Here is a 19,472-nt window from a genome sequence, read left to right as displayed (position 1 = left end):
TCATGAAATACGGTATTCTGATGTGACAAAACCTGAATCCTGGTCGTTAAAGTGTTTGTTTGCACTCATATTTTAACTGTTAGGACTCAGGTTTTTTTATTTAAAGCAAACTATGGGACAGCAGTGGAGCTTAAGCTCTCTTTTTTTATTATAGAATCTTAGAAAATACGAGTTTTATCTTTTTCTGCTTTTGGCAATTTTGCTGCAATTTTCTGAGCAATGGCCATATAACTTTCAGCAGCATCATCTCCAGCAATCACTGAAGGCTTACCGGCATCGGCATTTTCACGAATCACTGCATTCAAAGGCAAGCGGCCGAGCAATGGAATATTGTATTGCTCTGACAGTTTATCACCGCCGCCTGTACCAAAGATCTGTTCTTCGTGACCGCAGTTTGAACAGATATGGGTCGACATATTTTCGACTACACCCATCACTGGAATCTGCACACGATTGAACAGTTCAATGCCTTTGGTCGCATCCAGCAATGCCACGTTTTGTGGTGTGGTGACGATCACAGCACCTGTGACTGGAATACGCTGAGCGAGCGTTAACTGGATATCACCTGTACCTGGTGGCATATCAATCATCAATACATCCAGATCTGGCCATAAAGTTTGATTGAATAGCTGCATCAAGGCACCTGTTGCTTTCGGACCGCGCCAAGCAACTGGCGTATTATTATCACCCGTTAGGTGGCCAATCGACAGCACTGCCATACCATAGGCATCAAGTGGGACAAACTGCTCGGCTTCGATCATCGGGGTTTTGCCGGCATTGCCGAGCATCGTCGGAATACTTGGACCATAAATATCCGCATCCAGTACACCGACTTTCAAACCTAATTTTTGCAAAGCCAAAGCCAGATTCACAGTTGTGGTTGATTTACCTACACCGCCCTTACCTGAAGAGACCAGAATGACATTCTGAATGCGTGGATGCTTCGGCACATCACGTTGCTGTGGAGCAGCTTTCTGGATCGGCGGATTATTTGGGTCAGCTTCTGCTTGAGCTGCATGACCTGAAGCATCAACGACAGGTGGCAGATTCGATTTTGAAGCAGCAGTTTGCGGCTGGCTGGAACAGCTCTCGCCTTCTGCATGATGATGTCCACAACCGCCTTCTTTTTTATGACCCGTCTTTTGCTGAATCACATGCAGGTTTAGTTCTTTAATACCGCATTTCTCTAGCGCATCCGCCAGTTCATCATGAATCTGCTGTAACTGCTCTTTTTCTTCCGGATAGGTATTAATGGTGATCTGTAGTATCTCACCTTGCACATTGACCTGAGTAATCCGGTCTTTCAGTGCATTACTAGAATTTGGCAAGATATAGTTTTGCAGTACGTTCTGCACAGCTTCTTCGTTCACCTCCTTGGAAGGCGAAAAAACCGATTTAAGCGAAGAAAGCCAGGACATAGGTTACTCCAAAAAATATAGATAGACATCTGAATAGCTTAGTTTAACGAGGTTTTAGGCTCAGGTTAAGCGATCTGTATTCAGAAGCCTGAAAGACAAATATGATTTCCAACTATTTTACTGGGTTTTAAATGATTACAGGGAAGAAAATTTATAAAGTCAGCATCACATCTTATTTATTGTTTTATATTATTGATATTTTAAAATTTTAAATAAAATTAATTAGATAGTATACATTAAAAAGCCACTTCATTCAAAAACTGAATGAAGTGGCTTTCAACATGAAATGATTATTTATGATTTTTATCTTGGTCGGTCTTGTTTTGCCCAGATTGATCAGCCTTATCCTGATCCTTTTTAGCATCATTTTTGTTATTGGTCTGATCTGAATTTTGGTCCTTATCCTTAGCCTCTTTAGATGAAGAATCCTGATCCTGCTTTTTTGAATCACTTGACTGAGATTGATCATCGCCTTTCATTTTAGTCATGGTTTCAGCCGCCATCTGTTTCAACTCATTTAGTTTCGTAGCAGCTTCATTTACCAAATCACTAATTTTGACCTTAGTATCTTCAAACTTGTGTAGCGCTTCATCTTTTAAATTTGCCATACGATCCTGGTCAGCCTGATTTGCCGATTTATCTCCAGAACTTTGATCCTGTGCCTTTTTCGAATCATCTGAACCTTGCTCGCCATTTTTCTGGCTGTCTGATTTGCCATTTTTTAGCTCATTCAGAATCTTTTCGCCTTTTTGCAATAGCTCTTCACCGATCGCGATGGCTTTCGCTTTTAAGTCATCCATTTTGGTACTTTCAGCTTTTTTATCGGATTGATCACCATGATTAGATTGGTCATTTTTAGACGCATCTTTTTGCTCTGATTGCTGATGATCAGAATTTTCATCAGCACCATTTTTTTGGGCTTCTAGGACTTCTTCATGCTTCTGCTTATGCTGTTTATCAATCTCGTTCTGCTTTTGCTCTTTTTCAATCTTGTCATGCAGTTCTCGTGCATGTTGTTCTTTATCTTGATTCTGTTTTGAAGTACTTGTCTGGTTATTCTGAGTCATGAGTACCCTCCTAAGGCGTCATAATAAAAATGATCAGCCAAATTTTTAGCACAAAGCATGCAATGACGTGGGTGAATTAAGCAAACTGCAACAAAGCCTGTACATGTTGTTGCTATTGATTGCAGGAAGTAGCATCAACTTATCTCAATCGAATTTTTAAGGGTCAATTACCTGTCTATAGCCTGTTTTTGTATTCTGAATATTCGGCCTGATTTATTCCTTGTGCTTCTGTAAAAGCATTTCTTTGTAATCCCTTCTGCATCATGTAAAATTATGGCCCATTGCATAATGAATACGAATGAGAGAGTGAATCCGTGCGTAAAATCCTAGTCACCAATGCCCTTCCTTACGCCAATGGCCCGATTCATATGGGTCACTTACTCGGCTATATCCAGGCTGATATATGGGTACGTGCGATGCGCGCGATGGGTCATGACGTGACGTATGTCTGTGCGGATGATGCTCATGGTACAGCGATCATGCTGCGTGCTGAGGCAAATGGCATTTCACCTGAAGCACAGATTGCCAATGTGCAAAAAGAACATATTCGTGACTTTGACGGTTTCGGTGTGCATTTCGATCATTATGACTCTACCCACAGTGATACCAACCGCGCCCGCGCTTCAGAAATCTATATCAAAAACCGTGAAGCCGGTAATATTGCAGTTCGCCCTGTAACCCAGTTATTTGACCCTGAAAAAGGCATGTTCCTGTCAGACCGTTTCATTAAGGGTACATGCCCAAAATGTAAGGCGGAAGATCAATACGGCGATTCATGTGAAGTTTGCGGTACAACTTACAACGCGACTGAATTATTAAATCCAAAATCGACTTTAAGCGGCGCGACTCCTGTTGAGAAATCTTCGGATCATTACTTCTTTAAACTGCCAAATTTTGGTGAATACCTGCAAAAATGGACCCGTGACGAAGGCCGTCTACCCGTATCTATCGCCAACAAACTGGATGAATGGTTTGACAATGGCTTGAACGACTGGGACATCTCACGTGATGCACCGTATTTCGGCTTTGAAATTCCTGATGCGCCAAACAAATATTTCTATGTGTGGGTGGATGCGCCAATCGGCTATATGTCGAGCTTCGAGAATTACATCAAAACTAAACGTCCTGATTTAAGCTTCGATGATTTCTGGAAAAAAGATTCTAAAAATGAAGTCTATCACTTCATTGGTAAAGACATCGTTTACTTCCATGCCCTGTTCTGGCCTGCAATGCTGGAAGGTGCAGACTACCGTACACCAACCGGTTTATTCGTGAATGGCTTCCTGACTGTAAATGGTCAAAAGATGTCTAAATCTCGCGGTACCTTCATTAAAGCTGAAACTTATTTACAGCATTTGAACCCTGAATACCTGCGTTATTACTTTGCTTCTAAACTTTCTGACAAGGTTGAAGATTCTGACCTGAATCTGGATGACTTCGTTCAGAAAGTGAATTCGGACCTAGTGGGTAAAGTAGTGAATATCGCCAGCCGTTGTGCAAAATTCATCAATACCAAGTTTGACAACAAGCTAAGTGCAACTTGTGCCGAGCCTGAACTGGTTCAAAGCTTTATTGATGCTGGCGATTCAATTGCCAAAGCTTATGAAACCCGTGAATTCTCGGCAGCGATCCGTGAAATCATGGCACTTGCAGATAAAGCCAACCAGTACATCGATGAGAAAAAACCTTGGGCTTTAGCGAAAATTGAAGGCGAAGAACAACAGGTTCACGGTGTGTGTTCTGTAGGTATCAACCTGTTCCGTCAATTGGCTGTGTATTTAGCTCCAGTACTTCCAACTTTGGCTGCTCAGGTTCAGGACTTCCTAAAACTGGCTTCTTTCGACTTTGCTTCTCGCACTGAAATTTTGACTGGTCATGAAATTGCATTGTTCCAGCCACTGATGCAACGTGTTGATCCGAAAGCTGTGGCTGCGATGGTCGATGCATCTAAAGATTCTTTAGCTGCACCTGCTGCTGAACCAGCAAAAGCTGAGAAGAAAAAAGAGAAAGCCAAAGAGAAGAAAGCTGAACCTAAAGTTGGTGAAGCTGAGATCATCACGATTGATGACTTCATTAAAGTTGATTTACGTGTGGCTGAAGTTCTGGACGCTGCAACGGTTGAAGGTTCTGACAAACTACTGCAATTGACTTTAAATGTTGGAGAAGCTGAACCACGTAATGTGTTCAGTGGTATCCGTGAGTTCTATAAACCGGAAGACCTGAAAGGCAAACTGGTGGTGATGGTCGCTAACCTTGCTCCACGTAAGATGCGTTTTGGTATTTCGAACGGTATGGTACTTGCCGCTGGTAATGGCGAAGGTGTTTGGGTGATTTCACCTGAATCTGGTGCTAAACCAGGTGATAAAGTGTCTTAAGATTTAGGTCTTAGATAGAAGAAAAGCCTCTACTGATGTAGGGGCTTTTTACTTAGTCTACTAAAATAATACTCAGCCAATAAAAGTTCTTCATCTTTAGTTTTTTTTACCATTTATACAATTTATTTTCTTGTTTTTTAAAAATATATCCATAGAATCTAAACGCTTTTTTATTTTTAGAATTATTCGGGGTAAACATGAAAAAATTACTAGTTTCAGCTTTAGCAGCATCAACAATTGTATTCACAGGATGTTCAGTTCGTATGGCTGATATGACTGTAGCTTCAACTAAAAACTTTAACCTAAACTCAACTCAGTTCGTTAAAGGCGAACGCGTTAAAGGCGAAGATAAAGTTCCAGTAATTTTATTCCCTTTAGGTATTCCAAATTTCAAAACAGCAGTAGATCGTGCCATTGAAAAAGATCGTTGTGCAGTAGCACTTTCTGATGTAGTCATCACTCAACTAAATCAAGCATTTCTTGTAGGCCAAATTGGCTATCGCGTAGAAGGCACTCAAATTATTGACCGTTCTCAGCCTGAATGCAGTAAATAATTGCTTATTAAAAAAGCCTCTATCTTTAGAGGCTTTTTTAGGTCGATCTATAAATCAAATAGCACTTATTTATCAAGGAAAAATTCCCAGATGACATAGCCAATGCCGAAGCCCAGCAATGAATATAAGGTAATAATGAAAAATACAAATGCTGCATTATTTTTCTTTTTCCAAAAACTCATAGCGATACCCAAGGCTGTTTGCAATACCCCATGTTAACGGGCTTTTTTATAAAAGTGAAATTTATCTAAGTATTTTATTTATAAAAATATTTTTAGATAAAAAATCTTCTCTTTCCTTACAAAATCAATATACAGATTCAAACTGAATGCCTAGTACAGATATTCAATTCCTCTTCTCTCTTTAAAAAATGGTAAATATTTTTATATTCTATTTTCATGCTTTACATGCTAATACATAGCATAAACTTCACAACCATAAGAATTGCCATGAATATTTTAAAGACCTCCCTCCTCACCTCTCTACTTTCATTTTCTGTTTTGGGTGTAAGTGTGAGTCAGGCTGCTGAACCTGCAACAATTGCTTTACAAAAACAAGTCGCCGGCTACTATCATCACCAAATTGGTAATACTCAGATTACTGCCCTTCTCGATGGTACAAACTACTTAAATCCATCAATGTTTAAAGGCTTAACTGATGCAGAAAAAACAGAAATTTTGAAGAAATATCATGCCGATCAAGCCAAAGGTATACAGACTTCAGTCAATGCTTTCCTGATTAATACAGGCAATCAACTACTTATGGTGGATAGCGGAGCTGCAAGCTGCTTTGGTACACACTTAGGGTCAATTTATAACAATCTCAAAGCATCGGGTTATCAGCCTGCACAAGTGAGTGGCATTTTCCTGACTCATCTCCACCCTGACCATGTTTGTGGCATTTCAAATAACGGCGCAGCAAATTATCCAAATGCCACCTTACATATTTCTAAAACCGAATATGACTACTGGCTGAGTCCAAATACCGTCAAAAAACTACCGAAAGACCAGCAGGAAAGTTTCTTAGGCACCGTAGAGAAAATTAAAGCAGCCCTTGCACCCTATGAAAAAGCTAAAAAAGTAAAAGTCTTTTCTGATAAATCTTTAGCCTTTGGTGGTGTCGAGTTTAAGCCATCCTTTGGTCATACCCCAGGGCATTACAGCTTTAAACTCAAAGCAGATGGTCAAGAAGTGGTTTTTGTGGGTGACATCGTCCATTCACATACCTTGCAATTCGACAAACCTGAAACAGCCATAGAATTCGATGTCGATCCTAAAACTGCGGTGCAAACCCGTTTAAAGCATTTTGCTGAATACGCCAAGCAAGGTCAGACCATTGCAGCACCACATTTACCCTTCCCTGGAATCGGTCATATTTACTCAAAAGATGGAAAGAGCTATCAATGGATTCCTGTGCATTTTAAAGATTAAATGAATACTTCAGAGATTTTAGCTCCGGATGAAACCCTAATTTATTAGGGTTTTATTTATTGGAGATATAGCTAATCAATAGTCTATATGACTTCTCAAATTTTAAAATATGATGGAATTTTGCAATTCAAAATCATCTTTCATTTAATTTTTTTAAATTTTTTCTTAAAAATCCTTTCACTTTTCATGTGCACCTTTAGCACACATTTTTAACATGCCACTTTCCCTGATAAAGCTAAATATCTAAAAAACAAAGTATAAATTTAAATTTTATCTTTTCTTATGATGTCTTAGTTTGGTGCATAAAATTCTATTGTGCTTTATATCGAGTCTTGTCAGTTTCAAGAAATTCTTTATCAAAATTTCCCTTGTTAGTAACCTTTTCGAATCATTTTGCCTCTATATACTGGATTTCTTTTGTGATTCTATGCACTAAATTGGAACGCACAATGCAAAATATAGACTTATTATTTCTCCTTCTCGGTGCAGTTCTAGTGCTTGCCATGCATGCAGGATTTGCGTTTTTAGAACTAGGGACAGTTCGCCATAAGAATCAGGTCAATGCCTTAAGTAAAATTCTCACTGACTTTTCCCTCTCCGCCATCGCTTACTTTTTAGTAGGCTATTATATTGCCTATGGTCAGCATTTTTTCCACGATGCTTCTACTTTAGCAGCCGATCATGGTTATAACCTGATGCGTTGTTTCTTCCTGCTGACCTTTGCCGCAGCTATTCCTGCGATTATCTCTGGAGGTATTGCGGAACGGGCCAAAATGCGTTCGCAGGCTTTAGCGACTTTATTTCTGGTGGCTCTGATTTATCCATTTTTTGAAGGGATGATCTGGAATGGTAACTTTGGTTTTCAGGACTGGTTGGCAGATACCTTTGGTGCCAGCTTCCATGATTTCGCCGGCTCTGTGGTCGTGCATGGCATGGGAGGCTGGATTGCTCTGGCTGCGGTCGTTTTACTTGGTGCACGTAATGGACGCTATAAAAATGATGGCCGGATTACTGCACATCCCCCTTCATCTATCCCTTTCCTTGCTTTAGGCTCATGGATTCTGATTGTCGGCTGGTTTGGCTTTAATGTGATGAGTGCACAGCGCCTGGATGCCATTTCCGGACTGGTTGCAATTAACTCTTTAATGGCAATGGTCGGTGGAACTATTGCGGCAAAAGTAGCCGGTAAAGATGACCCGGGCTTCTTGCACAATGGCCCATTAGCTGGACTAGTTGCCATCTGTGCAGGTTCTGATGTGGTACATCCACTGGGTGCATTATTTATCGGAATCAGCGCAGGCGTAATTTTTGTGAAACTCTTTACCTATACCCAAAATAAACTCAAAGTTGATGATGTATTAGGGGTCTGGCCTTTGCATGGCGTATGTGGTGCTTTCGGTGGAATTGCTGTCGGTATATTCGGTCAGCAATGGCTAGGAGGTATGGGCGGTGTTTCTATCATTTCACAATTATTCGGTACCGTACTGGCGATTGTAGTGGCTCTGGCAGGTGGATTCCTGGTTTATGGTCTGCTGAAAGTGTTGATCGGTATTCGTCTGAGTCAGGAAGAAGAATTTACCGGTGCGGATTTATCTATTCACCGGATCTCGGCTAATTCGGAAGAAAATATTTTTTAAGCACCAAATTAAAAAAGCCCCGAATCATCGGGGCTTTTTATAGTCTGCGATAATTGGAAAATTACTTCATCCCAAAGATCAGCTTTAATCCCAGCACGGTCATGACCGCCCCTGCTGCACGGTCAAAACCGGCTTTAAACTTCAAATATACTCGACGTGGTTTTTCGGCAGAAAGTGCAACGGCCACCAGCGAGCACCAGCCTGCATCAATAAAGAAACATAAAACCGGCAATACAAAGTAAAAGTAAGTTGGAATTTCTTTAGGTAAAAGCGCAGTAAAAATACTGGCCAATACAATGGCAATTTTAGGATTCGAGAGCTGGGTAATCAAACCTGTCATATAGGCGCGACGCAAGGACATCTGAGTTTGACTGTCATCGCCTGCATCGATCGGTTCTTTGGCATGTTTGATAATTTTAAAAGCCAACCAGAGCAGATATAAACCACCACAAATTTTAAGCGCCAGATAAGCAGATGGCACAGCCAGCAAAAATGCCTGCAAACCCAGAACTGCCAGCAGACCAAAAATAGCCGCCCCAGTACCAGTACCTAAAGCTGTAAATAGGCCATGTTTACGTGAGATCGCAATTGAATTTTTCGCTACATAAATAGAAGTTGGTCCTGGGCTCATTGCACCTAACATGAGGGCAAAGGCAATTGAACCTAAAATCCAAAATGATTCCACGTGACCATCCAAACTTAAAATGAATGGCTTATTTTAAGTAAAAATAATTTATTTTGCTTTAATATTTCTACACCAATGATGCAATATTTGTGCGAAATCCTGCTATTTCTTCAGTTGGTCTTGAGCGGTGAGAGATGAATCAAGCATCTTATAATCATGGTCATGCACCGGCACTCCGCCAATGATCATGCTTCGTGTATCAGTTTTAGGTTTATTCAGCGGATCATCACAGCCAGATAAGCCTACTAAGAACAATACACTTAAAATCGTACAGGATAGTATTTTCATTATTCTATCCTCCTCTAAGTTCCCTATAAGATTCAGATTAGCAAATTTGTTTAAATTTTCAGCATATGAATTGTGACAATCTACGAAATTTTATTCTTAGTTTAAGGAGCTCATGATTCTGCCATCCTGCTGATTCTATTTCGCTATAATTTGCTCATTCTTAGCTTATGAAAATACCATGTTTGAAAAAATCGCCCAGCATATTCCAGACCAGCGCATCTGGCTGAAAAACAGGTTTGTAACCATACGCCGTCTGGATCTGGTGCATCCACAAATATCAGGCAACAAGTTTTTTAAACTGAAATACAATTTTCTGGAAGCACAGCAACTTGGCTTTAAAAAGCTGCTGACTTTTGGGGGCGCTTATTCCAATCATATTGCCGCAACGGCATTTGCAGCACAGCAGTTTGGCTTTGAGAGTGTCGGCATTATTCGGGGTGAGGAACTGGCCCATCGGCCCTTAAACCCCACTTTAGCGTTGGCACAACAATACGGCATGCAATTGTATTTTGTGAGTCGTGAAGAATATCGACGTAAACAGGACGCTGATTATCTGGCAGCATTAGCACAAAAGTTTCCTGCACATTACATTATTCCTGAAGGCGGTACTAATACATTGGCGATTCGGGGATGTCAGGAGATTCTAAAGGACGGCGATGCACAGTTTGATGTGATCTGCTGTGCTGTAGGCACTGGTGGCACGATCACAGGTTTGATTGAAGCCAGCCAGCCTCATCAACAGGTATTAGGATTTTCTGCCTTAAAAGGCAACTTCCTGAATGAGGAGGTGGCTAAGCTGACCAAGAAAAGAAACTGGTCCATTCTCGATGATTATTGTTGCAGTGGTTATGCCAAAACCACTCCTGAACTGATCCAGTTTATACAGCACTTTGAAGCTGAATATGATATTCCCTTAGAGCAAATTTATACTGGAAAAATGCTGTTGGGAATTTCAAATCTGATTGAAAAAGGCTGCTTTCCACCAGAAACAAAACTGCTGATCCTGCATACTGGTGGACTACAAGGTCGAAATATTTAAATCGCTTAAAGTTCTGATCGAAACTTAAATGCCTATCGGATTATTTTCATTGAGTGCAATTAGCCCTTTGACCAGCCGATAGACATGCCAGACAAAGACAAGAAAAATAATCACAAAACCGATTAGAATCACGGTGAGCAGCCCACCTAGAATATAACCCAGCAAGCTGAACCAGAAGGTTTTAATCTGCCAGTCCACATGACTTTCCAGCCAGGTGCCCCGCATTTCATCACGTTTAATATAATTCATGATAATGGCGATTAATGGGGTTATTCCCAGGAAAAAACCCAGTAGATGAAGAATATAGCTGATCAGATTATATTGTTTGTATGCTGCCGTATCCGTCATAAATTATTCCTTTCATTGTGATTATTTTTAGGCATGACAAAACTATGCATGAATCCGCCAGCTGCTTCAAATTATTTATGATAAATATTCGCTAACACGCTGTAATTCGGGTAGCCCCTTTCAGGAATAGACAAAGCTGAAATAAAATTGTCTATAATGCTCCCCTTTCTTCTCCCTTGAGTGTGTCATGTCTGTTCAGCAATACGATGTTTTGGTCATAGGTGCAGGTGCATCAGGTTTAATGACGGCCTATATGGCAGCACAACGTGGTCGTAAAGTCGTAGTCGTTGAAAAAGCCAATAAGGTGGGTAAGAAAATCCTGATGTCCGGTGGTGGCAAATGTAATTTCACCAACCTCTATGTCGAACCTGAAAATTTCATCTCGCACAATCCGCATTTCGTGATTTCAGCACTGACCCGCTATACCAATTGGGATTTTATTGGCATGGTCTGTGAATATGGCATCAAGTATGAAGAACGTAAACACGGACAGCTATTCACCTTAAATGGTGCCAAAGAAATTCTGGCGATGCTGCTGTCCGAATGTGACAAAACTGGTCTGGTCGAGATCAAAACCAACTGCGAAGTGAAAGCTGTCAATACTGTGGACGATCAAGGATTTCAGGTAGCCACTTCTTTAGGATATTTTGAAGTGGAATCTGTTGTGGTTGCTTCAGGTGGCCTGTCAATTCCAACCTTAGGCGGTTCAGGCATCGGCTATGAGATTGCCAAACAGTTTGGACATCATGTCTATCCAACCCGTGCCGGTCTGGTTCCCTTTACTTTCTCGGATAGTTTCAAGGAAGTCACCACCCGTCTGAGCGGTAATGCAGTCGAAGCCACGCTGTCTAATGATTTAAACAGTTTTACTGAAGCTTTACTGTTTACCCATCGTGGTCTGAGCGGCCCTAGCTCCCTACAACTGTCAAATTACTGGGATGTTGGCCAAAGCTTTAAGGTCGATTTCTTGCCAAGTGTCGACCTGTTTGATTTCTTTAAATCTAAAAAACAGAGTCAGCCTAAAGTTCTGCTACGCACTCTATTGACCGAACATTTACCGAAGAGCGTAGTACTAGAATTACAGAATCTGATCTGGCCTGAAGTAGCTGAAACATCTATTGGCAATATTAGTGATGACAAGCTGGAACAGATTGCCAAACGTTTAAGTGGCTTTGAACTGAAGCCTTCTGGAACTGAAGGTTACCGGACAGCTGAAGTGACTTTGGGCGGTGTGGATACAACCGAAGTTTCATCTAAAACCATGGAAAGCAAAAAGCAGAAAGGCTTGTATTTTGTGGGTGAGATACTGGATGTGACTGGTCATTTGGGAGGTTTTAACTTCCAATGGGCATGGTCATCAGCACATGCCGCATCGGAATATGTTTAATACAAAGATGATCTAGGAAAAGAAAATACTACGCTTATTCCAGATAATCCGTTTTAAACAGGCTGAGATTGGCCGTATTTTCTAAACGGTCAATCGTCAGTTGCATTTTCTGAGCCGCTTCCTGCAGATGTAAGGGTACTTGATCTGCCATAGGTGCCATGAATTTATGCTGAAATGTTTTCCACATCTTATTGATCTCCTTTTTCTTTATATTTTTAATGCAAGAAAAATACCAAAATCATTTTAGTATTCACTTGAATATTCTATATTTTTTAAAAAAGAAATTCTATGTATAGTGACTAGGCAGTATTTCGACTTAGTTAAATTCGTCTGGATCAGGTATTTTCTTATCCAGCTCTTTTTCAGCCTGCTCATCCTGTTTGCTTTTCACAAAGACAAATCGATAAGCAGCCGTGAAAAAGCCAATGGTTATGCCTGCTATCACTAAGGGTGCTAACAGATTATTCGGTTTCTTGGCATTCATTCAGATTTCCTCAGGATTAAAAAAATCGACCACTCAAGCGTGGCCGATTTTGTTTAAATAGAACAGGTTAATTCGGGTCATCTTTTTTTGGATGACTATCGACATCCGGTTCTTCTTCACCTGTAGAACCAAATGGATTATTCGCTGGTGGATGAGTTGGATCAACTTGAAGCGAATCCGGTACAGCCTGATCGACATCTGGTGTCACCTGATCTACACCTGAAGCTTCATCATCCTGCGGTGCAGTGGTCAAGGTCGCTGGCGTACTATTGGATAAATTGGTACGCATCGGCGCATTGTCATCTTGTGATTGATCTTGATTCGGCACAATATTTTCTCCTGTAGTTGAACTGCCTGCACCTGTAGTACCACTGACATCAGCACCTAAGCCTGAAGTCATGATATTAGTTTCATTTTTCAAAGGATTCGGCTCTTTAGCTTCTCGTTTAGCTTTATCGATCAAATCAGTCAGTACACGTTCTGCTGGTTGACGGCCACCCAAACCAAAGGCCAAGGCAAAGGCCACTGCAACAGCACCCAGAGTTAAACCGAACGCCAGATTCACGATCGAGTCAGCAATGCCCATGGCACGTAGCCCCATCGCAATGACCAGACCCATGATCAATATACGAACCAGGTTCGCTAACCAGCGTGAACTGTTGTATTCACCACGTTGCACAATATTAGCAACTACATTGGCCAGCCAGAAGCCGATCACCAGGATCACAGCACCTAGCAGGATGTTTGCACCGAAGTAGATGAACATCGCAATCAGGCCACTCACCTGTTCAAAGCCTAAACGGTCGGCTGCTTCAGAAACCGCAAATAGCATAGTGAACAGTACAATCAGATAACCCACCAGACTTGATAGTTTGGTTTTGCCCAGGAAACGTTGTAGATCCAGTTTGGCTGGAACTTCGTCCACGCCTGTTCCGGCAACGACTTCAGTCACCAGACGTGCTACCAGTCTAGACACCACATAAGCCAGAATCAGAATCAGTGCGGCTGCAATGATATTTGGAATGGCATTCATGATCTCATACAGCATTGCAGTTGCTGGTTGAGAAATTGCTTCGATACCCAGTGCTTCAAATGCAATGATTAATGACGTAATAATTACAACTGCGAAGATGAATGAACCAATCAGTTGAGCGACATTCGAGTTTTTGAAAATGCCGACTTTTTCAGCTTGATGTTGAATATTCAGGCTGTTGAGCAAACCTTCAACTATACCGCGAACGATTTTTGCCAGAATGTATCCGACAAATACAATAACTGCAGCAATGAAGATATTAGGCAGATAACTTACAACATCAGTCAGCATGTTCTGCACTGGCAGTAATAAACCATGTAGACCTAGAATCGACAAGACGATTGGCAAGAACAGCAGTAAAATCAGCCAGTAAACAATTTCACTGATATTTTGGCTAATTGGGCTGACACCGACTTCGGCACTCAGCTTTTCATCCAGCTGGGTGCGATCAAGCATTTTTTGCAAGCCGACTTTGACCAGATTTGCCACAATCCACCCAACAAAGGCCACAGCAACAGCCGCCAGCAATTGTGGAATAAAGAGCAGGAACTGCTGGATCATATTACTGAACGGTCCGCTCACTGCTGTCAGATTCAACACGTTAAGCGCACCGATGACCGCAATAATCAGAATAATCCAGAACACAACACGAGCGATAATACTCTCGACATTAGAGCGATGTCCTGTCGCTGCATTTAAGTGTGTATTGGTCCCTAGTTTTTGCAAGATTTTTTTAACACCTGCCGAGACGAGTAATGCAATAATCCAACCTAGGACTAATATGGCAATTGCACTAAGAATTGGATGAAACTGATCCCAGTAGTACATGGCATCATAGCCACCACGTGGGCCTCTCATATAATCATTCATGTTTTCTGCCCTCTTTGTTATTACGCTATTTGTCTGAATTCACGAGCTTATTTTTGAAATCTTCAGCTCTTTCCGATTGCTTATAAAGCTTGAACTTCCTGTGCTTAGCTTGCCTGGAGATACAGAACTTTGAAAAACATCACCACCTATTGCAAAAAAGCCCTAGTCATGAACCAGAGCTTTTTTTAATAATTCCAATTATTGGGTGGCCTGTTGAGCATCAGTTGCAGTAGCTTCTGCTGTATCTTGTGACATTTCGCCTACAGTGGCTGTTGCTTCTGTCATCGCATCATCTGCAGTAGCCATTGCTTCATTGCTTTCACCGCCTGGAGTAGCTGCCGGACTACCATTATTGGCAGGGGCTTCAGTCGCTGGTACTGGTGTATTAGGCTGGGTCGCAGGCGCATCTGGCTTCACATCTGCAAACATATAGAACAGGACTGCCAGTAAAAAGATACCGACCAAAATCAGGATATAGACAGGAATGCGCTTCTTCTGCGTAATTGCTGCCTGATCATGCAAAGGTGGTTTTTTATTAAAATCATCAACCATGACCATTCTCACTCTTTCTTATTCATAAGTAGATTTTTATCATAACAAGCAGTTATCACAGCTTCTGTGACAAAAGATGGTGAGATAGTGAATGGATGTAAGTTATATGTATGAGTCTGATGAACTTGGTATTAGTTTCAAAAAAAGGCATTTTCTAGCCTGAACATACTATGGTCTTATGGTTAGAAACTCTCTTCCGAGACAATTGATACTGGCAGTTTTTAGCTGATTTATCAGGAATTGAATTGTCTATAAAATAAAAAATATACCACTATGATTTTATTAAATTTTAAGCACATTTTAAGTAGGCTAAAACATGCTGTAAAAATACCGTTTTTCAATATACCTGCTACTTTGCGCAAAATACGTTATAATTATCCACCTTATTTTTCATGCACCCGAGTTTTATGGCGTACCGTCAACAGAGTGTATCGCTTGATCTTGACACTGACGTCACACATCAATGTGCTTTGCACTACACTCGTGATCAGCATCTGATTGGAATCATTGAATTTAGCAAACCGAGCTTTATGCTACGCTGGCAAGATCTGGAATATTTCCGCCGCCGTACTGAAGAAATGTCGGTAATGCCTTTTCCGGACTGCATTAATGCCATGGTCATTGATGTACGGAATGTTGCGGCCTGGCTAGATAATGACGTTCCGATTATTCCATGGCGCCTACTGGAAGAAGATTGCCCGGTACGTCTAGTTGTGCCTGCGGATCGGATCGAGCATTATGCCGGTTTCTTTGAGCCGACCTGGTTAACGACCGATACAGATACTGCCATTCAGGAAATCCGTGACTTTATGGATATGTTTGTTCACTAATATGACAGTATGAAAAAAACCTCCATGACGGAGGTTTTTTTGTACCTAAAAAAATAAAAGTCCCCCTTTAACAAAGGGAGATTTAGGGGGATTCTTTTTAACTTGAAAATATTTTCAGTTTTAATCCATTTCTAATTTAAAGAAGGATGTAACTCCCTTTCCTTTTAAGCGATGAGCAGCACTGCTGCGCAAGGGAGAGGTAAAAGCCCCTCCTTTGCAAAGGAGGGGTTGGGGAGGATTCAAGAACTGACAAATAATCTAACTTCAATCCCTCCTAACCTCCCTTTTAGAAAGGGAGAAACTCTAAAGAAATTACCAATAATTCTCTACCGCAATATTTCCTTCACCACGGCGGTTCATGGTCAGACCACGTGCTTTTAGCGCTTCTTTGGTATCTTCCACCATTTCGGGGTTACCACAGAGCATCACATGACTGGTTTCAGGATTAAGCTGGAGTCCTGCTGCCCGTTCAAGTTCCCCATTTTCAATCAAGATCGGTAAACGATGGTGAAGTGCTGCTTCAGGATCACGGGTAATGATTGGAATAAATTTAAAACCTGTATGACCTTCACCAAAGCTCTCGGCAATTTCCTGAATACGGTCGACATAAGCCAGTTCGTCTTGCGTACGGACGCTATAAACCAGGTTAATATGTTTATATTTATTCCAGGTCTCAAAGTCTTGCAGCATGGATAAAAATGGTGCCAGACCCGTACCAGTACCAAGCAGCCATAAATCTTGTGGCAATGGCAATTGATAACGTGCAAGCGTCAGATAACCATAAGGAATCTTCTCAAGGTAAAGTTCATCGTCGACTTTAAGATGTTGTAAATTCGAAGTAAATTTTCCTTCGGGAACCACAATCGAAAAAAATTCCAGCGTTTCATCAAAAGGCGATGACACAACTGAATATGCCCGAACGACCAGTTCATCCCCCACTTTTAAGCCAATACGCGCAAACTGTCCTGCCGTAAACTTGAAATGCGCAGGTCTGGTCATGGTGAAACTAAACAGCGTATTGGTCCAACGGTGTACAGATAAAACCTTTTCTAAGCTAAATTTTTCAATAGACATGATTCAAACGTGGCATCAAAGACTATGCTCATGGTAGCATGACAGCATAATTTATTAATATTTTTTAAATGTTAAGGCTCTATTCATGCGCATGACTTTACGCCAGTTGGCTGTTTTTGTAGCAGTTGCTCAAGAAGGCACCGTCACCAAAGCCAGTGATGCAGTCAAACTCACCCAAAGTGCGGCGAGTATGGCTTTAGCAGATTTAGAAGATGGTCTTGGCGCGCCTTTATTCGACCGTCTTGGTAAGCGTTTACAGCTCAATGACTTAGGTCGTTTTCTTCTCCCGCAAGCTCTTGAAATCCTTGGCCGCTGTGAAGCTTTCGAGCAGGCAGCCAAAGGTGAACTGCAAAGCATTGACCTTCGTCTCGGTGCGACGCTGACCATTTCCGACTATCTGATGCCAGATCTGATGGCGGATTTCCTGAAAATCCAGCCACAGGCTCACTTGCAACTGCAGGTCGGCAATACCCGTCAAATGATCGAAGCCGTAAATCAGTTCCAGCTAGATTTGGCCCTGATTGAAGGTTCTTGCCATTTACCACAACTGCAATGTATTCATTGGCGCGATGATGAACTGGCAGTATGCTGTGCGCCGGATCATCCTCTAGCTCAGCTAAACCGTCCGCTCACTGCTGAAGATTTTAAATCGGTTGAATGGATTTTACGTGAAGAAGGTTCAGGAACTCGTGAAGTCTTTGATAATGCCATTTTAAAAGATGTACCTGATGCCAATATTCGTCTGACTCTAGGTCATAATGAAGCGATTCTGAAGATTGTGGCAGGTGGTTTAGGGATGTCCTGTATTTCCAAGCTGGCGATTGAACCTTTGCAGGAAAAAGGTCAACTGGTCATTCTGAATACTCCATTCTGGTCACTCACCCGTCCTTTATTTATGCTGGTACACCGCCAAAAATATCAAGGACCAGGTCTTAAAGCCTTTATGAAATTCTGTGAAGCATAAATTTCACTTTCAATAAAAAAAAGCGCCTTTTGGCGCTTTTTTTTATTTACCGATGTCCAAATTGGCTTTCACATGGGATCCCATCGCCATCACCATCCATTTTGGTATTTGGACAATTTCTTAAAAAGTATAAAGCTTCTTCATATGAACTCATTTGACTACAATGCTGTCGTCCATCACAGCTAAAATTCTGCTGTACTTGTGGTTCTTCAACTATACGTTGCACTTCTACTGGCTGTATTCTGCTGCTTTGCCAATCCTGATATTTGTTATAAACCGCATAGGCTAAGCCAATCATAATCAGAAGCCCAATGTAAGTGCTAAAGCTACTTTTCTTCTCTTGAGATTGTTTTCGTTGAGTAATACGAGGCTTATTTTCTAATGCTCGTGACTGAGGCGTATGTCGAGGGGTTTCCATTTTGAGATCCAAACGCACAATATTGTCTGCTTTAAACTTGCCTGCATCCTGTACTTTGAGAAACTTTAACCTTTCCCCAACTTTTGGTGGCACATTCTTATTTGGAAAGTCTTTAATATGGAAGAATAAATCTTTTGACTCACCCGCTATCTCAATAAAACCAAAACCTCGTTCTTCGTTATAGGTCTTGATCTTCCCCTCTAAAAACATAATTCACTCTATTGTTTGATATTTTTAACTATTGTATTCAAAAAGCGTTTTAAATTCTAAAAATAAAAAAGCACCGTAAGATGCTTTTTTTATTTGAAGGATGAGACAAATATCTTAATAAATGAGAACCTAACTTAAATTTCTCCAAAAATTATAAATCCAATCGCTGTTACCAGAATCAACCAGAGTGTGGGACTAAAGAAAATAGTATTGCGTGCCGGATTGACTATTGCAGAAGTAGAAGCTAGAGATGGTAATACAACTACTTCAGAAACGAACTCTTCCTGATGCTTGATATCCAGACGTACCATATTCTCCAGCTGAATCGTATTTTGCTCTTCAATTATTCTAAATTTAAGTCGTTCTCCGACTTGAGGCGCGATTTCAGGTGAAGGTAGTTGATCTAACTGAAAATTAAGCTCCTGTGCATTATTTTTTAGTTCAATACTCCCAGTCCCACGTACAGCATCATAGGTTTTAATTCTTCCATCTGTAAACATGATATGTGTCCCTAGATCATTCAACAGATGCGTAGTTTATATGGAAGGGATTAAAGGATATTGTTGAGCTTTGGTGGGTATTTTATTGTTTTCGCAACATTTTATAAGGTTCTGATTACACAAGATTCCTACAACTTACGTAAACTCATAACTCAAATAAAAAAAAGAGGCCCTAAGGCCATTGCTGTCCCACAATTTTTCACAAGAGGAAGCTCATTTGAGCTTCCTCTTGTTTTATGGGTATTTTATCGGGTGAAAATAAAGCTTTTAAAGTTCTTCTTTCAAACAAATTCACTTGAATTATTCTGA

Annotated in this window: 21 protein-coding genes; 8 read left to right on the top strand and 13 right to left on the bottom strand. The window is 41.0% G+C overall.

The annotated features are described in order from the left end of the window. Positions 1–158: 158 nt before the first annotated feature. Positions 159–1,418, bottom strand: coding sequence for an iron-sulfur cluster carrier protein ApbC (gene apbC / locus FTV25_RS14815; protein WP_180004395.1), 1,260 nt, complete (start codon positions 1,416–1,418; stop codon positions 159–161). A gap of 290 nt (positions 1,419–1,708) precedes the next feature. Continuing rightward, entirely contained in the window at positions 1,709–2,485 is a 777-nt protein-coding gene (locus tag FTV25_RS14810) for a hypothetical protein (RefSeq protein WP_180004397.1), read from the bottom strand. A gap of 314 nt (positions 2,486–2,799) precedes the next feature. Here FTV25_RS14810 and metG point away from each other — a divergent pair, with 314 nt between their 5' ends. Both metG and FTV25_RS14800 read left to right on the top strand, forming a co-directional pair. Beyond that, the gene (gene metG / locus FTV25_RS14805) at positions 2,800–4,860 is read left to right on the top strand and encodes a methionine--tRNA ligase (protein ID WP_180004406.1); all 2,061 of its coding nucleotides are present in this window, start codon (positions 2,800–2,802) and stop codon (positions 4,858–4,860) included. 197 nt (positions 4,861–5,057) lie between these two features. After that, on the top strand, positions 5,058–5,414 hold the full coding sequence (locus FTV25_RS14800) for a hypothetical protein (protein WP_034581100.1): 357 nt from the start codon (positions 5,058–5,060) through the stop codon (positions 5,412–5,414). Positions 5,415–5,479: 65 nt separating this feature from the next. Here FTV25_RS14800 and FTV25_RS16225 read toward each other — a convergent pair whose 3' ends face one another. After that, entirely contained in the window at positions 5,480–5,596 is a 117-nt protein-coding gene (locus FTV25_RS16225) for a hypothetical protein (RefSeq protein ID WP_373683639.1), read from the bottom strand. 267 nt (positions 5,597–5,863) lie between these two features. Between FTV25_RS16225 and FTV25_RS14795 the strand changes: the two genes are divergently transcribed. Beyond that, positions 5,864–6,844, top strand: a complete 981-nt coding sequence (locus FTV25_RS14795) for an MBL fold metallo-hydrolase (protein WP_180004408.1) — start codon at positions 5,864–5,866, stop codon at positions 6,842–6,844. 449 nt (positions 6,845–7,293) lie between these two features. Next, positions 7,294–8,481, top strand: coding sequence for an ammonium transporter (locus FTV25_RS14790; RefSeq protein WP_180004410.1), 1,188 nt, complete (start codon positions 7,294–7,296; stop codon positions 8,479–8,481). 61 nt (positions 8,482–8,542) lie between these two features. On the opposite strand, the gene FTV25_RS14785 is transcribed toward FTV25_RS14790, so the two are convergent. Continuing rightward, the gene (locus tag FTV25_RS14785) at positions 8,543–9,166 is read right to left on the bottom strand and encodes a LysE family translocator (RefSeq protein WP_004785033.1); all 624 of its coding nucleotides are present in this window, start codon (positions 9,164–9,166) and stop codon (positions 8,543–8,545) included. 102 nt (positions 9,167–9,268) lie between these two features. Then, complete coding sequence (locus tag FTV25_RS14780; RefSeq protein WP_004785035.1) at positions 9,269–9,454, bottom strand: NF038215 family lipoprotein; 186 nt, start codon at positions 9,452–9,454, stop codon at positions 9,269–9,271. A 178-nt stretch (positions 9,455–9,632) separates the two neighbouring features. Here FTV25_RS14780 and FTV25_RS14775 point away from each other — a divergent pair, with 178 nt between their 5' ends. After that, the gene (locus tag FTV25_RS14775; RefSeq protein WP_180004412.1) at positions 9,633–10,493 is read left to right on the top strand and encodes a 1-aminocyclopropane-1-carboxylate deaminase/D-cysteine desulfhydrase; all 861 of its coding nucleotides are present in this window, start codon (positions 9,633–9,635) and stop codon (positions 10,491–10,493) included. A 24-nt stretch (positions 10,494–10,517) separates the two neighbouring features. Here FTV25_RS14775 and FTV25_RS14770 read toward each other — a convergent pair whose 3' ends face one another. Then, positions 10,518–10,841, bottom strand: coding sequence for a hypothetical protein (locus FTV25_RS14770; protein WP_004785040.1), 324 nt, complete (start codon positions 10,839–10,841; stop codon positions 10,518–10,520). A 187-nt stretch (positions 10,842–11,028) separates the two neighbouring features. Between FTV25_RS14770 and FTV25_RS14765 the strand changes: the two genes are divergently transcribed. Further along, a complete protein-coding gene (locus FTV25_RS14765) occupies positions 11,029–12,228 on the top strand; it encodes an NAD(P)/FAD-dependent oxidoreductase (protein ID WP_180004413.1) in 1,200 nt (399 codons plus the stop codon). Positions 12,229–12,262: 34 nt separating this feature from the next. On the opposite strand, the gene FTV25_RS14760 is transcribed toward FTV25_RS14765, so the two are convergent. The 4 genes from FTV25_RS14760 to FTV25_RS14745 all read right to left on the bottom strand — a co-directional run bounded on the left by FTV25_RS14760 (position 12,263) and on the right by FTV25_RS14745 (position 15,167). Then, a complete protein-coding gene (locus FTV25_RS14760; RefSeq protein ID WP_179992649.1) occupies positions 12,263–12,415 on the bottom strand; it encodes a hypothetical protein in 153 nt (50 codons plus the stop codon). A gap of 129 nt (positions 12,416–12,544) precedes the next feature. Continuing rightward, positions 12,545–12,712 (bottom strand): hypothetical protein, encoded by a 168-nt coding sequence (locus tag FTV25_RS14755; RefSeq protein WP_179992650.1) that lies wholly within the window; start codon positions 12,710–12,712, stop codon positions 12,545–12,547. 67 nt (positions 12,713–12,779) lie between these two features. Then, positions 12,780–14,615 (bottom strand): mechanosensitive ion channel, encoded by a 1,836-nt coding sequence (locus FTV25_RS14750; RefSeq protein ID WP_180004415.1) that lies wholly within the window; start codon positions 14,613–14,615, stop codon positions 12,780–12,782. 198 nt (positions 14,616–14,813) lie between these two features. Next, the gene (locus tag FTV25_RS14745) at positions 14,814–15,167 is read right to left on the bottom strand and encodes a hypothetical protein (RefSeq protein ID WP_034702043.1); all 354 of its coding nucleotides are present in this window, start codon (positions 15,165–15,167) and stop codon (positions 14,814–14,816) included. Positions 15,168–15,574: 407 nt separating this feature from the next. Between FTV25_RS14745 and FTV25_RS14740 the strand changes: the two genes are divergently transcribed. Next, on the top strand, positions 15,575–15,997 hold the full coding sequence (locus tag FTV25_RS14740) for a hypothetical protein (RefSeq protein WP_005237048.1): 423 nt from the start codon (positions 15,575–15,577) through the stop codon (positions 15,995–15,997). A gap of 312 nt (positions 15,998–16,309) precedes the next feature. Here FTV25_RS14740 and FTV25_RS14735 read toward each other — a convergent pair whose 3' ends face one another. Further along, positions 16,310–17,071 (bottom strand): ferredoxin--NADP reductase, encoded by a 762-nt coding sequence (locus FTV25_RS14735; RefSeq protein ID WP_180004417.1) that lies wholly within the window; start codon positions 17,069–17,071, stop codon positions 16,310–16,312. Between the two features lie 85 nt (positions 17,072–17,156). Here FTV25_RS14735 and gigC point away from each other — a divergent pair, with 85 nt between their 5' ends. Further along, positions 17,157–18,035: a LysR family transcriptional regulator GigC gene (gene gigC / locus FTV25_RS14730; protein ID WP_159124400.1), complete on the top strand. Its 879-nt coding sequence runs from the start codon at positions 17,157–17,159 to the stop codon at positions 18,033–18,035. A 46-nt stretch (positions 18,036–18,081) separates the two neighbouring features. On the opposite strand, the gene FTV25_RS14725 is transcribed toward gigC, so the two are convergent. Continuing rightward, positions 18,082–18,663, bottom strand: coding sequence for a cold shock domain-containing protein (locus FTV25_RS14725; RefSeq protein ID WP_180004424.1), 582 nt, complete (start codon positions 18,661–18,663; stop codon positions 18,082–18,084). 134 nt (positions 18,664–18,797) lie between these two features. Then, complete coding sequence (locus FTV25_RS14720) at positions 18,798–19,163, bottom strand: hypothetical protein (RefSeq protein WP_004785062.1); 366 nt, start codon at positions 19,161–19,163, stop codon at positions 18,798–18,800. Between the last annotated feature and the right edge of the window lie 309 nt (positions 19,164–19,472).

This window comes from Acinetobacter sp. YH12249, assembly GCF_013417475.1.
Classification (GTDB): Bacteria; Pseudomonadota; Gammaproteobacteria; order Pseudomonadales; family Moraxellaceae; genus Acinetobacter.
Note: the sequence above shows the minus strand (reverse complement) of the source record. Positions and strands in the feature narration are given on the sequence as shown.

What these genes read in the sequence shown, in the direction of transcription:
- apbC (WP_180004395.1), bottom strand. Translation starts at nt 1,418, where the DNA reads ATGTCCTGGCTTTCTTCGCTTAAATCGGTTTTTTCGCCTTCCAAGGAG.
- FTV25_RS14810 (WP_180004397.1), bottom strand. Translation starts at nt 2,485, where the DNA reads ATGACTCAGAATAACCAGACAAGTACTTCAAAACAGAATCAAGATAAA.
- FTV25_RS14800 (WP_034581100.1), top strand. Translation starts at nt 5,058, where the DNA reads ATGAAAAAATTACTAGTTTCAGCTTTAGCAGCATCAACAATTGTATTC.
- FTV25_RS16225 (WP_373683639.1), bottom strand. Translation starts at nt 5,596, where the DNA reads ATGAGTTTTTGGAAAAAGAAAAATAATGCAGCATTTGTATTTTTCATT.
- FTV25_RS14795 (WP_180004408.1), top strand. Translation starts at nt 5,864, where the DNA reads ATGAATATTTTAAAGACCTCCCTCCTCACCTCTCTACTTTCATTTTCT.
- FTV25_RS14790 (WP_180004410.1), top strand. Translation starts at nt 7,294, where the DNA reads ATGCAAAATATAGACTTATTATTTCTCCTTCTCGGTGCAGTTCTAGTG.
- FTV25_RS14780 (WP_004785035.1), bottom strand. Translation starts at nt 9,454, where the DNA reads ATGAAAATACTATCCTGTACGATTTTAAGTGTATTGTTCTTAGTAGGC.
- FTV25_RS14775 (WP_180004412.1), top strand. Translation starts at nt 9,633, where the DNA reads ATGTTTGAAAAAATCGCCCAGCATATTCCAGACCAGCGCATCTGGCTG.
- FTV25_RS14770 (WP_004785040.1), bottom strand. Translation starts at nt 10,841, where the DNA reads ATGACGGATACGGCAGCATACAAACAATATAATCTGATCAGCTATATT.
- FTV25_RS14765 (WP_180004413.1), top strand. Translation starts at nt 11,029, where the DNA reads ATGTCTGTTCAGCAATACGATGTTTTGGTCATAGGTGCAGGTGCATCA.
- FTV25_RS14760 (WP_179992649.1), bottom strand. Translation starts at nt 12,415, where the DNA reads ATGTGGAAAACATTTCAGCATAAATTCATGGCACCTATGGCAGATCAA.
- FTV25_RS14755 (WP_179992650.1), bottom strand. Translation starts at nt 12,712, where the DNA reads ATGAATGCCAAGAAACCGAATAATCTGTTAGCACCCTTAGTGATAGCA.
- FTV25_RS14750 (WP_180004415.1), bottom strand. Translation starts at nt 14,615, where the DNA reads ATGAATGATTATATGAGAGGCCCACGTGGTGGCTATGATGCCATGTAC.
- FTV25_RS14745 (WP_034702043.1), bottom strand. Translation starts at nt 15,167, where the DNA reads ATGGTTGATGATTTTAATAAAAAACCACCTTTGCATGATCAGGCAGCA.
- FTV25_RS14740 (WP_005237048.1), top strand. Translation starts at nt 15,575, where the DNA reads ATGGCGTACCGTCAACAGAGTGTATCGCTTGATCTTGACACTGACGTC.
- FTV25_RS14735 (WP_180004417.1), bottom strand. Translation starts at nt 17,071, where the DNA reads ATGTCTATTGAAAAATTTAGCTTAGAAAAGGTTTTATCTGTACACCGT.
- gigC (WP_159124400.1), top strand. Translation starts at nt 17,157, where the DNA reads ATGCGCATGACTTTACGCCAGTTGGCTGTTTTTGTAGCAGTTGCTCAA.
- FTV25_RS14725 (WP_180004424.1), bottom strand. Translation starts at nt 18,663, where the DNA reads ATGTTTTTAGAGGGGAAGATCAAGACCTATAACGAAGAACGAGGTTTT.
- FTV25_RS14720 (WP_004785062.1), bottom strand. Translation starts at nt 19,163, where the DNA reads ATGTTTACAGATGGAAGAATTAAAACCTATGATGCTGTACGTGGGACT.